Source organism: Carboxylicivirga mesophila (genome assembly GCF_018271975.1).
GTDB lineage: Bacteria > Bacteroidota > Bacteroidia > Bacteroidales > Marinilabiliaceae > Carboxylicivirga > Carboxylicivirga mesophila.
The window spans coordinates 23,383-35,692 of record NZ_JAGUCN010000025.1; the positions used below are offsets into that span (position 1 = coordinate 23,383).

The 12,310-nt window shown below is 40.4% G+C and carries 10 protein-coding genes; 6 read left to right on the plus strand and 4 right to left on the minus strand.

What is annotated here, in order from left to right:
• Positions 1 to 4: 4 nt before the first annotated feature.
• Positions 5 to 1,147, minus strand: a complete 1,143-nt coding sequence (locus KEM09_RS17965; protein WP_212230410.1) for an efflux RND transporter periplasmic adaptor subunit — start codon at positions 1,145 to 1,147, stop codon at positions 5 to 7.
• A gap of 335 nt (positions 1,148 to 1,482) precedes the next feature.
• Here KEM09_RS17965 and KEM09_RS17970 point away from each other — a divergent pair, with 335 nt between their 5' ends.
• The 3 genes from KEM09_RS17970 (at position 1,483) to KEM09_RS17980 (ending at position 5,249) form a co-directional block, all read left to right on the plus strand.
• Complete coding sequence (locus KEM09_RS17970; protein WP_212230412.1) at positions 1,483 to 1,896, plus strand: threonyl-tRNA synthetase editing domain-containing protein; 414 nt, start codon at positions 1,483 to 1,485, stop codon at positions 1,894 to 1,896.
• A 210-nt stretch (positions 1,897 to 2,106) separates the two neighbouring features.
• Positions 2,107 to 4,419, plus strand: a complete 2,313-nt coding sequence (locus KEM09_RS17975) for a TonB-dependent receptor (protein WP_212230414.1) — start codon at positions 2,107 to 2,109, stop codon at positions 4,417 to 4,419.
• An 11-nt stretch (positions 4,420 to 4,430) separates the two neighbouring features.
• Positions 4,431 to 5,249 (plus strand): DUF4249 domain-containing protein, encoded by an 819-nt coding sequence (locus KEM09_RS17980; protein ID WP_212230415.1) that lies wholly within the window; start codon positions 4,431 to 4,433, stop codon positions 5,247 to 5,249.
• A gap of 53 nt (positions 5,250 to 5,302) precedes the next feature.
• On the opposite strand, the gene KEM09_RS17985 is transcribed toward KEM09_RS17980, so the two are convergent.
• From KEM09_RS17985 to KEM09_RS17995, 3 genes are all read right to left on the minus strand, one after another.
• On the minus strand, positions 5,303 to 7,894 hold the full coding sequence (locus KEM09_RS17985; RefSeq protein WP_212230416.1) for a M56 family metallopeptidase: 2,592 nt from the start codon (positions 7,892 to 7,894) through the stop codon (positions 5,303 to 5,305).
• Positions 7,894 to 8,265 (minus strand): BlaI/MecI/CopY family transcriptional regulator, encoded by a 372-nt coding sequence (locus KEM09_RS17990; protein ID WP_212230417.1) that lies wholly within the window; start codon positions 8,263 to 8,265, stop codon positions 7,894 to 7,896. The genes KEM09_RS17985 and KEM09_RS17990 overlap by 1 nt, the downstream gene beginning before the upstream one ends.
• A gap of 154 nt (positions 8,266 to 8,419) precedes the next feature.
• Positions 8,420 to 9,055 carry a class II aldolase/adducin family protein gene (locus tag KEM09_RS17995; RefSeq protein ID WP_212230418.1) on the minus strand — a complete coding sequence of 212 codons (636 nt, stop codon included), beginning with the start codon at positions 9,053 to 9,055 and terminating at the stop codon, positions 8,420 to 8,422.
• Positions 9,056 to 9,192: 137 nt separating this feature from the next.
• On the opposite strand from KEM09_RS17995, the gene KEM09_RS18000 reads away from it, so the two are divergent.
• The 3 genes from KEM09_RS18000 to KEM09_RS18010 all read left to right on the plus strand — a co-directional run bounded on the left by KEM09_RS18000 (position 9,193) and on the right by KEM09_RS18010 (position 12,148).
• Positions 9,193 to 10,188, plus strand: a complete 996-nt coding sequence (locus KEM09_RS18000; protein ID WP_212230419.1) for an N-acetylmuramoyl-L-alanine amidase family protein — start codon at positions 9,193 to 9,195, stop codon at positions 10,186 to 10,188.
• A gap of 96 nt (positions 10,189 to 10,284) precedes the next feature.
• Positions 10,285 to 11,181, plus strand: coding sequence for a nucleotidyltransferase family protein (locus KEM09_RS18005; protein ID WP_212230421.1), 897 nt, complete (start codon positions 10,285 to 10,287; stop codon positions 11,179 to 11,181).
• 88 nt (positions 11,182 to 11,269) lie between these two features.
• Complete coding sequence (locus KEM09_RS18010) at positions 11,270 to 12,148, plus strand: alpha/beta hydrolase (RefSeq protein ID WP_212230423.1); 879 nt, start codon at positions 11,270 to 11,272, stop codon at positions 12,146 to 12,148.
• Positions 12,149 to 12,310 lie beyond the last annotated feature (162 nt).

Here is a 12,310-nt window from a genome sequence, read left to right on the forward strand (position 1 = left end):
TGCCTTACTTTTTATCCTCATTAGTACTGTCATTGCTAGAAGGAGCTACCGGATTCACTTTAATACCCGGATTTATTTTCTGCTGACCTTCAATAATTATCTTTTCATTGTAGCCCAGACCTCGTTCTATGACCACGTTATTATCAATCTCGGGGCCTGTTTCAACAAAACGCTTCTCAGCTACACTATCACGCCTCATCACATATACAAAACTTCCTCCCTTTTCGATGATAAGGGATTTGCGCGGCACTACTACTGCACCTTCAAGGACATCCAGCAGGAAATTAACCTTGGTAAACTGCCCCGGCAATAGCACCTGGTTAGGATTTGCCAATTCGGCTCTTACGCCAAAAGTACCAGTTTTGGGATCTACCTGAGGATCGGCAAAATCAACCACACCTTCCAGCGGATACTCACTGTTATCTGCTAAAGTCACTCTTACTGTTGGCTGCCACGAGCGTGTACTGTCCGTTTGCCCGATATTAACATTACGTTCACGGCTTCGCAGGTAATCCAATGCGGTCATTTTGAAATCAACTAAAACCGTATCACTTTGTACAACTGTCGCTAAAAGTGAATTGTTACCCGGACCAACAAGGGCTCCTATATCCACGTAACGCTCACTAATATACCCATGCAACGGTGAGCGCACAGTAGTAAAATCATATTCGAGTTTATATTGAGCCAAATCGGCTTTACTCATAGCCACATTAGCCTCGGCACTTTCATAAGCAGCAATTGCATTGTCCAAATCGAGGCGGCTGGCAGCATTTTGCTCATAGAGTGGTCTGAGACGTTCCAAATCGCGTTTGGCCTTATTAAACGAAGCTATATCACGCTTTAACTGCGCTTCAGCTTTGTCCATACGTGCCTTATACTGAGATGGATCTATTAAGAACAAAACCTCACCTTGTTCTACCCGCTTTCCTTCCTCAAACATCATTTGGTTAAGGTAACCTTCAACCCTGGCGCGTACCTCAACATAACGATAGGCGCGTATGCGACCAACGTATTCGCCAAACAGCTTTACATCTTCTCTTTCGACTGATGCCACAACAACTGCCGGATGGTCAGGTTCTTTTTCTTTTTTACAAGCTAGTATGCTAAATATAGTAAATAGGAACAGAAGTAATTTTCTATTGCTCATGGTGTGTAAGTTATTATCAAGAAAGGCCAAAATTACGCTTTTGCATGGTTTTAAGATAATTTTCAACTAATAATTCCCAATAACATTTGTTAAATGATGTTGGAGTGCTAATGTTTTATAAAGAAACAACAAAAACACATCTTAAGAAAATTCTAAGATCACTAATACACCACCAAGTTTCTTTATGTTATTTATTATACAAGCGGTAAAGAGTCCAAAAACAAAGAAGACATTACATACTTTTACAGATATTACTCACAACGCTTAAGCGCTTGTTTTTTCTATTCATCACTAATCTTTTTGTTAATTTAGCAAAGAACAATAATTAAGCCCCTATGAAAGTACTTATCTTCTATACCAAAGAGTTTGCCTACACGCCTTCAGAAAGAAATCTGGAGAATGCCCCGGAACCAGGTGAGCCTAAAAATTTTACCGATTGTCTTCTGGCATGTATTCAGGTTGAACAAAGTGATGAAGTTAAAGGCGTCAGAAGCCGTGAAAAAAAGCTGGCCAATCACCTGAAATGGGCCGCCCGTAAAAACAACACCAATAACATTGTTCTCCATTCATTTGCACACCTCTCTGATTCCAAAGCTTCGGTTGACTTTACGAAGCAACTATTTGATGATGCCCAATCCAGATTAGAAAATGCAGACTATCAAGTGGCTCAGACTCCTTTTGGCTATTTTCTCGACCTTAAAATAGATGCTCCAGGCTTCTCCCTGGCGAGAATATGGGCCGACCTTTAAAGCCTGACACATCACCCTTTCATTAAATGAACCAACTGATTCATCACTGTTTTTTCATGATTGATTAGCCTTTTACAACTATAGGTGCATAAAAGGCCTACTTTTGCCAGTGGAGAGATGTTTAGTGTAAATACACTATTAATTTTTAATACATTGCTAAAGCATTGTAACAACAAAGTAATCTAAGATTATACAACCTAAATCTTATCAATGAATTTTAAAAAATACCTATGGCTAATAATTGCACTTTATTGGCTATCTGTTCTACTTGTCACTGCGCAGGAGAAATACACCATAAGTGGCGAAGTAACCGATGCTGAAACGGGGGAAGTTTTGATTGGTGTTACCATATACACGGCAGATAAAATGATCGGCACCATGACCAATACTTATGGTTTTTATTCGCTCACTTTGCCAGCTGGTCAACAAACCATCTATTTTAGTTTTGTTGGATATAAAACCCAGCAAAAGCAACTACTTCTTAATACAAATCAAAACATTAAAATAGCTTTACAAACCAATGAAACTGCTTTAAATGAGGTGGTGGTAAAGGCCGAAAAGAAGGACAAGAACATTACCTCAACACAAATGGCTGGCGAAAAACTGGACATGAAAACCATTGATAAGCTCCCGGTACTTTTTGGTGAGCGCGATGTGTTAAAAACCATCCAGTTATTACCAGGCATTAGCACAGTATCTGAAGGCGGTAATGGCTTTAGCGTGCGAGGTGGTTCTATCGACCAAAACCTGATTTTATTGGATGAAGCGCCTGTTTACAGCGCCTCGCACCTGATGGGTTTTTTCTCGGTTTTTAATGCCGATGCCATTAAAGGCATGACCGTATTCAAGAGCGGCATTCCGGCGAATTATGGTGGCAGAGCAGCATCTGTACTCGATATTACCATGAAAGACGGGAACATGAAAAAGCTACAAGGTTCAGGAGGTATTGGCCTCTTGGCATCGCGCATCACCATAGAAGGCCCGGTAGTTGAAGATAAAGTGTCATTCATAATATCGGGGCGCCGCAGTTATGCCGACCTGATGGCGAAGGGTGCCAACCAAATTGATGGGGATACGAAAATGTATTTCTACGATCTGAATGCCAAACTCAATTATAAAATAAATGATAACAACCGTCTGTTTCTTTCCGGATACTTTGGTAAAGATGATTTTGGCTTTGACGATCTGGGGATGGATTGGGGTAATACAACAGCCACTCTGCGCTGGAACCATCTGTTTAGTGCCAAACTTTTTTCGAATACTACGGCGCTATACAGCGAATACGATTATGGCTTTAATTTTGGCGATAATGGGAGCATGCAATCGGGCATTAAAGATGTGAGCCTAAAACAGGATTTTACCTGGTACGCCAGTCCTGAAAATACACTTAGATATGGGCTTAACTGCACCTATCACATTTTCTATCCGGGCGAATTTTTATTTGAAGATCAATCCATCTCTGACATAAAAGTAGCCGAGAAACAAGCCTTTGAATCTTCGCTATACATTAGTAACGAACAAAAGATTGGTCAACAGCTGGTACTGGATTACGGTCTGAGAGCCTCCATGTTTAACCAGGTAGGCAAAGGCGAAAATATCACTTACGATGATGACAATAACATCATCGACAAAGAGTATTTCAGCAATGGCCAGATAATGCAGAGCTATTATGGCCTGGAGCCTCGCTTGGGTATCAATTATCGGCTGACGCCTCAAAGTTCCTTTAAGGCCTCATATAACAGAATGGTTCAATACCTGCACCTGCTATCGAACAGCACCTCGGGGCAGCCAACTGACACATGGACTCCCAGTACTTATAATATTAAGCCAACAACAGTTAACCAATATTCAGTCGGTTGGTTCCGAAACTTCTTCGATAATACCTTCGAGTTTTCTGCCGAATCCTACTACAAAACCATGAACAACATCAGTGATTATAAGGATGGCACTCAGGTAATGCTTAACGAAGATATCGAGTCGTATGTACTTCAGGGTGAAGGCAGGAGTTTTGGATTGGAGCTATACCTGAAAAAGAAGTATGGCAAATTTACAGGCTGGATAAGCTACACCCTATCGAACACTGAGAATAAGATTGATGGCATTAACAACGGTCAATGGTACAGCTCGTCGTATGACAAAACCCATGATGTGTCCATTGTATCAAGCTATCAGCTGTCCACACGCCTATCGGTTTCTGCCAACTGGATTTTTTATACCGGGAATGCTGTAACTTTCCCAAGTGGCAAGTACGAATTTGATGGCAATCAGGTGCCCTATTATACCGAACGAAATGGCTATCGAATGCCTGACTACCATCGATTGGATTTAAACATACACCTGGAAGGCAAAGGCAAACGACGTATACAGTCAAGTTGGGACTTTTCGCTTTACAACCTGTATAACCGGATGAATGCCTACACCATTAACTTTCGCGAGAATGAAACGAATCCAAATATCACAGAGGCTGTTAAATTAAGCTTGTTCGGCATTGTCCCTTCCGTAACATGGAATTTTAAATTCTAATATGACTACCTATGAAAGCAACAAAGAAATATATATTCGGCCTAAACTATCTGTTAATTATCAGCCTGGTATTGGCATCCTGCGAAGAAGTGATTGATATAACACTCAATGATGCAGAACCTAAGCTAACGATTGATGGTGTCATTAGCCTCAATAGTCCGGCAACTGTAAAACTAAGTTATACTACCAGCTATTTTGCTGATGAACCGCCAATCTACGAGACCAATGCTACAATTAAGATAACGAATACAAGGGGCACAAGCGAGATACTTTCTCATGTTGGCAATGGATATTACATCGGACAGAGCTTATTGGGCGAAGTAGGCATTGAATATGAGCTATCTGTTGAAGTGGATGACAAGTTCTACGCTGGCAGTAGCAGACTTATGACACCCACTCAAATTGTTGACCTCAGCTACACAAAATTCGACGGCTTTGGCTCTTCTGACGAAGACGAATACAACTTAGAGATAGTACTTAAAAACAATCCACAGGAAGACAACTATTACTTAGTAAAATATTACCTGAACAGCTCTGATAAAGAGGAAACCTATAGCTTGTGGTCACATGAGTTTTTTCCTAATGATGAATTAATTGAATTCTCACCTCTCAGATTTTCTTTTACTAAGGACGATTTTGTAACCGTAAAGGCTTATTCAATTGATGAGGGTACCTATGATTATTATTCTCAACTCGATGAAATAATTGACCAGCGTGGAGGTGGCAGTTCAACGCCTTTTAATCCGGCCTCCAACCTGGGGAAAGGTATTCTGGGTTATTTCAGAGCCTGGTCCTTCGATGAAAAAAGCATTCAGGTTGAAGATGAATAAGCAAGCTGCTGGAAGCTAGCTATTCAAAAGTAGCTTCCAGCACCTTACTTTTTTTATTTTTTCGATTCGATGATGATAACGCCGTTTTTACCCTTATCACCATAAAGCGATTCAGCAGAATGATCTTTTAAGACTGAGATGGACTCAATCTTCTCAGAATCTAAATCCTCCATAGAACCCGTATATTCCTCACCATCTAAAATAACATAGGGTTGCTGTTCGCCCGACATGCCTTTAATACGAACAGTCTCTGCCTTTTCTCCTCGACGAACCAGAATATTATCCATCGCAGCTGAATTTCCCTTTCTCATTGATCCGTAACCAACCACTACTACCTCTTCAGCATCGTTAGGCTTTATATCAACCGTTTCAGCCGATACTACGACATCATCATGCTCAACCGTTCCTTTTTTAGTATTGATAAGAATAACCCCATTTCTACCTTCTTCGCCATACGAATCAATCGCTGCATCACCTTTAAGAACATTAACTGATTCAATATCCTTAGCGTCAACAACACCGCCTCCCGAGTACTTTTTACCGTCTACAATATAAAGCGGATCGTCTTTAGTGGTGTTGATCTTCACTTCACCATCCTTTATCATATCAAGTGACTTTCCCTTTTTCGTATTGATAATAACTACCCCATTCTTACCTTCTTCTCCATACAAATCAATGGCTGACTGCTCCTTAAGCACGGTTATTGACTCAATGTTTTGCTCATCCACCTCGCTCTTTTCCTGCTTTTTGCCATCAACCACAAATAGTGGAGTTTCACCATTATCGGCAGTGACACTCAGTTTCATGGAACTAATCTTCACCTTATCCGTTGACTTAAAGAATGGCATTGCATCAGCATTGCCTTTAGTTGTGATCTCAACAACACCATCTTTAGCCCTGTCACCATACTTATCGGTTGCAGCGTTGTTTTTAAGTACATTCACACTTGCAATCTGTTCCGGAGCAATCTTACCAAACACTTCCTTATCTACCTCCTTGCCATCAACAATATACATCGAAGGTTCACTTGATGCATAAGCCTTGCCAGCCTTTAGTTTTTCAGCCAGAAAAGCTTCAGTATGGATAATAAAGGCCCCATTTTCGGGTGTTGACGAAAGATATTTAATCGGATTGCCAGCAGGCGAATGACCAATGGCTTTTACCTCATTCAAATCCAAAGCTGTTATTTCCTTCATTGACACTTCTTTGCCGTCAAGTATTAAAACAGGCTGATTGCTGGCTGGCCCATCCAGTTTAATACGTCCATTTGCAGCTACAAGTTCAAACTCCTCGCCTTTAGAATTGGTCAGTTTAGTTGTTCGTCCCTCCCAGTCCTCTGCGCGACTACTATCGTTTTTGCCTACTTTCCGTTGCAGCTTGAATTCAAAATCCATTTGCAGTTGCTTGCCTAGAAGTCCCGGATCATTAATAAGGGGGAGTTTTTGCACAACCCTTACCACCTCATCCTCCAAGGCTAATTTGCCATTCTCTGGCGAAACTTCCAGTTGTTTGGTTTTTTCTGTTTCACCGGCATAAGCAACAACTACCACATTTTCAAGTTTAACAGCCCCAGGTTTGCTACCAATGGCTACTTCTGTAATTTTGCCTTTTTTATTCACACTAAAATTGGCCGTCACCGTCGCTTCAACACCACCATCACGAGCCACCAATGGATACTTGATACTTCGGGCAATAAAGTTTCTTAAGTCATTCGTATTCTCAATTTTTGCATCTACCTCTGCACTTATAACGTTATTTGTTTTATCGGGATTAGTGAAGGCCAGCAGAGCCAAACCCAAAAGCGGAATCAGCAGCAGGTTCTTTGTCCATCCAACTATCAGGCTGGTATGTTTTTTATTCATCATAACAATTCGTTTTTTCGTTAAACTTTGATTAAAGTTATTGACCAATTGCACCCCTCTGTTGCTTTGCAATAGGTTCAGCAACGAATACTGATAAGCCTGTGGTTCCTTTGTTTTTTGCACCATCGCGTTGTCAACACAATATTCATGGTTTTGAGCTATCAGCTTACGCAGCCACCAAACAAACGGATTCCACCATTGAACTACCAGCAACCATTCGGCCAGGGATATATCAATTGAGTGCAACTGTGCACAATGTGTGCGTTCATGCTCCAAAATCATACGCCCATGCTTGTCTCTCTCCAAATGAGCGGGCATAAAAATAGTTTTGAAAAATGAGAAGGGATTAACATCACCATCATTAAGCAATACTAACTGGTAACCTTTGTAAGAGCTAACACGCGCGCCTTGCTTTAAGCGACTGATACTGTAATACCCCCATAACAAGCGCATCAGGAAAAATAAACTCACCACTGCATAAAATCCCAGTCCCCAGTTCATCCAGTTAATAGGATTTGGAGCGGGCGCTGCCATAATTTGTGTCACCGGCACATCAAATGTCAATGCCAACGGCTCAGTATTAATTTCAGGCTTAAACAATAATTCTTTCAACCACAGGGGCATCGCCAATAATGGCATCAACCATGGTACAAACAAAGTGGTTAATAACCAAATTCTGTTACGTTGAAAAAAACTATCGCGCGCCAAAAACACTAAATACACCAATACAGATATGGCAATGATAATAGCGGACTTTACGTGCAGTTCGAGAAAAGCATCCATCAGTCTTGTTTTTTCTTTTCTATTAATTCAATTAACTCTTTCAGGTCATCTACATTCAGCTTATCCTCATTCACAAAAAAGGATACCACATTTTTGTAAGATGACTCAAAGTAATCCGACACCACATTCTTAATAAACAACTTACGATATACCTCCTTGCTAACCGCAGGATAGTATTCGTGGGAGTTGCCATATGAATTATGTGCCACATACCCTTTCTCTTCGAGACCGCGAATAATAGTACTAAAGGTATTATAGTGCGGTTTAGGCTCCGGATGTTGCTTGAGCAAATCCTTTACAAATCCCTTACCTGCTTCCCACAATATCTTCATCACATCTTCTTCGCGCTTTGTTAATCGTTTCGAAATCATTATTCTGCATTAAAATTTTGTACCATGATTGTATTGACAAAACAAATATAACTAACTATTTCGTTTTATCAACTATTTTTTTCGTTTGCAAACGAAATTTTTAGTTAAAAAGAGTCATACAACTGCTTTATCAGAGAATAACCTGTCATAAAAATTATCCAAACAGGCGCTTCAGCTCAACTAAGTGCTCAGTTGTCAGTTCTCTTTTTTCGTTTATCAAAGAGGTAAGAAAAGTCATTTTAGCGGCATTCTCAAGCACTTCAATTCTATCGAAAGCTTCGAGTAAGCCATTCCCTACGGCTAAAACACCATGATTAGCCATCAAAACAACATTCGTATTCATGGCCACTTTAGCAACATTCATTGCCAGCTCTTCAGAACCGGGCGCTGCATATACAGCAAGCTTGGGCTGACCTAAAATGGTATATGCTTCCGCCAGTAACGATGTATTAACACCACGCGAAACAACAGCAAACAAACTCCCCATTGGAGCATGCGCATGAACAATGGCGTTCACATCATTTCTTGCAGTATAGATAGCCAGGTGCATCCCTGTTTCCATGCTTATGGGCTGATGTCCATCAATTTGTTCACCATCCATCGATACAATGGCTATACCACTACTTTTAATCCTGCCTTTATCGGTTCCCGATGCCGTAATGGCAATATGATTATCATCCAGTCGCATACTTATATTTCCGCCCAAAGAGGTGGTCAGCCCCCTCTTATATAAACGACGCATCCATTTGGCAACATCTTTTTTCTGCTTCAAAAATGATTCTTTATGCATGATAATCATGTTAGAGGTCTAAAAATAATCATCAAAGATGTAAAATTCATCGCGTAAATAAGGCTATCTGTAAATAAATCAGATATGCCTTTCTTTTATTCATGGCCGAAAAACGAAAAAACTTATTTTTGTAGCCCATGAATAAGGTAGTTATAAAAAAATACATCATACTTATTGGCGCATTGCTATACAGCTTTGCCATTTTAGCTCAAAGCACAAACGAATTAGCAACAGATAAACCCAAACCAGGTGAAGGACTTTACAGTTTCCTGATCCGCCACAACCTATCGCCGCAAGAACATCAGCAGGCCTTTATTGATCTCAACAAAGGAAAATTTGGCAAAAACAATGCGCTGTTAGCACACCATGCCTATTTGATTCCTTCAACAACTATCGAATTACACGAACCACTATTTGGCAAAGAAAGAGCGTTTTTTCCACTCGAATCAAATGACATGAAAGGAACAGCATTCTACCTTGTTGCCGGTCATGGAGGACCCGATCCTGGTGCCATTGGTCAGTATGGCAACCACGAACTGCACGAAGATGAATATGCCTATGATATCACCTTGCGCTTAGCCAAAAAATTAATGGAGAATGGGTCTAAAGTTCATTTAATTATACAGGATGAAGATGACGGTATCCGCGACGAGCAAATCTTGAAATACGATAACCATGAAACTTGCGGTAGCGAAACAATACCTTTAGATCAGAACCAACGATTAAAACAACGCACCCGCGAAGTTAACAAGCTTTATAAGAAAGATAACGAAGCCTACCGACGCTGCATCATCATTCACCTGGACAGCAGAAGTAAACGGCGACAGATTGATGTTTTCTTTTACCACCATAAAAATAGCTCGGGCGGGAAAAATCTGGCTTACCAGCTCCGCGATACCTTTGACGAAAAATACAAGCAACACCAGCCTTCAAGGGGATTTTCAGGTACTGTCAGTACTCGCAATCTTTATTTACTGCGCCACACAACACCATCATCGGTTTTCATTGAATTGGGTAATATTCAAAATTATCGTGATCAGCAGCGATTTGTGATAGCAGACAACCGACAAGCATTGGCCAATTGGTTATATGAGGGAATAAAGAAAGATTTTGAAAGAAATAATAAGAAATAATCCTTATTTTTGTCTTTCGTAAAATTTTAATCATGCACTAAGTGATTATTGCAACACAACTAATAGAATACTAACACACGCAAATACGAAAACAAAATGAAACCAACACTTTTGATTTTAGCAGCAGGAATGGGAAGCCGCTATGGAGGCTTGAAACAAATGGATGAACTGGGGCCACATGGCGAATCAATTATTGATTATTCAGTATATGATGCCATTCAGTCGGGTTTTGAAAAAGTAGTATTTGTAATTCGCGAGTCCTTTGCCGAAGCTTTTAAGGAGCGCTTTGAACCCCGTTTGGCCGGAAAAATTAAAACGGAATATGTGTTTCAGGAATTAACCGACCTGCCTGATGGTTTCTCTTTACCTGAAGGTCGTGAAAAGCCATGGGGAACAGGCCATGCCATACTGATGGCTAAAGATGTTATCAACGAACCTTTTGCCATTGTTAATGCAGATGATTTTTATGGTAGAGAAGCCTATAAACAGGTGTTCGATTTTGTAGCTCAGAGTGCAGATGCCAATGAATATGCCATGGTAGGTTATGCTTTGAACAACACATTATCAGAGCATGGAACTGTATCGAGAGGTGTTTGTGAGACTGATGTCAATGGCAATCTGGTTAACATTACCGAGCGCACCAAAATTGGTTATGAAGGCGATAAAATCTTCTTTTATGAAGAAGATAGCAAAACTGAGCTTACTGGCAGTGAAGCCGTGTCAATGAACTTTTGGGCTTTCAAACCAGAGTACTTCCAGCATCTGGAAACAGCCTTTGTTGAGTTCCTGAAAGAGAAAGGAACTGAGATGAAATCTGAATTTTACTTTAATGCGGTGGTTGATGGGTTAATTAAAAAAGGTGAAGCCAGTACAAAAGTTATACGCACCGATGCCAAGTGGTTTGGAGTGACTTACAAAGAAGACAAACCAATGGTGCAAGAGCAATTGAATCAGCTGATTGCTAATGGCATTTACCCTGAAAAACTGTGGTAAAATAAATCATCATTAAATATTACAAGGCGCTTCCTTAAACAGGTAAGCGCCTTTTTTTTATCTTAGGTTTTCTAAAATATTTAATACCATGAAAAAACTTTTTCTTCTGGCTATTGTATTAGTTACGATCAGTGCCAGCGCCCAAACACCTAAAGGCAAAGTAATCGAAGGCCAATCTATCGCAAGTAAAATAACCGGCTATGATGTTAACTATTCAGTTTATCTGCCGCCTTGCTACGAATCATCGGAGCGCGCCTACCCCGTATTATACCTGTTGCATGGTTACAGTGATAATGAAACAGCCTGGGTGCAATTTGGAGAAGTCAATCGCACAGCCGACAAAGCCATCGAAGAAGGGCTTATTCCGCCCATGATCATTATTATGCCCAATGCCAAAGTAACCTGGTATGTTAATAAATTTGACGGCAACGACCGCTACGAGGACATGTTTTTTGAAGAGTTCATTCCACAGGTGGAGAAGCAATACCGCATTCGTTCGCAAAAAGAATTCAGAGCCATTAGTGGTTTGTCAATGGGTGGAAATGGTTCATTGCTATACGCCATCCGACATCCTGAAATGTTTGGTGCCTGTGCAGCATTTAGTGCAGCCGTTTATACCAATGAAGAAATGAAGCATCATTTGCAGGAAGGCAACAAAGCATGGTTTGAACCCATCTATGGTCCGCTTACCAAGAAAGGCGAACTCCCCCAACACTGGATGAACTATAATATCCTAAACACGCTTCAAAACAACCCTATTGACAAGGTTAAACGTGTAAGGTTTTATATCGATTGCGGTGATGATGATTTCCTGTATAAAGGCAATGCAGCCCTGCATGTATTAATGCACGACTTAAAAATTAAGCATGAATTTCGTATTCGCGAAGGGGCACATAACTGGACCTACTGGCGCACAAACATCATTCATGGTCTTCAATTTGTTGGCGATACTTTTCATCGCCTGTAGTTGATAGTATTAAATTTCACCAACATAGTTGCTTGTTTTTCACATCAATAAAAAATATCTTTAAACAACATAAAGCTAATCTGTCCCATTTATTAGCTTATTTTATTCTGCTGCAAATGTAAATCTGCATTTGCAGTCAGAATTTTTATAGCCTTATTATCT

What these genes read in the sequence shown, in the direction of transcription:
- KEM09_RS17965 (WP_212230410.1), bottom strand. Translation starts at nt 1,147, where the DNA reads ATGAGCAATAGAAAATTACTTCTGTTCCTATTTACTATATTTAGCATA.
- KEM09_RS17970 (WP_212230412.1), top strand. Translation starts at nt 1,483, where the DNA reads ATGAAAGTACTTATCTTCTATACCAAAGAGTTTGCCTACACGCCTTCA.
- KEM09_RS17975 (WP_212230414.1), top strand. Translation starts at nt 2,107, where the DNA reads ATGAATTTTAAAAAATACCTATGGCTAATAATTGCACTTTATTGGCTA.
- KEM09_RS17980 (WP_212230415.1), top strand. Translation starts at nt 4,431, where the DNA reads ATGAAAGCAACAAAGAAATATATATTCGGCCTAAACTATCTGTTAATT.
- KEM09_RS17985 (WP_212230416.1), bottom strand. Translation starts at nt 7,894, where the DNA reads ATGGATGCTTTTCTCGAACTGCACGTAAAGTCCGCTATTATCATTGCC.
- KEM09_RS17990 (WP_212230417.1), bottom strand. Translation starts at nt 8,265, where the DNA reads ATGATTTCGAAACGATTAACAAAGCGCGAAGAAGATGTGATGAAGATA.
- KEM09_RS17995 (WP_212230418.1), bottom strand. Translation starts at nt 9,055, where the DNA reads ATGCATAAAGAATCATTTTTGAAGCAGAAAAAAGATGTTGCCAAATGG.
- KEM09_RS18000 (WP_212230419.1), top strand. Translation starts at nt 9,193, where the DNA reads ATGAATAAGGTAGTTATAAAAAAATACATCATACTTATTGGCGCATTG.
- KEM09_RS18005 (WP_212230421.1), top strand. Translation starts at nt 10,285, where the DNA reads ATGAAACCAACACTTTTGATTTTAGCAGCAGGAATGGGAAGCCGCTAT.
- KEM09_RS18010 (WP_212230423.1), top strand. Translation starts at nt 11,270, where the DNA reads ATGAAAAAACTTTTTCTTCTGGCTATTGTATTAGTTACGATCAGTGCC.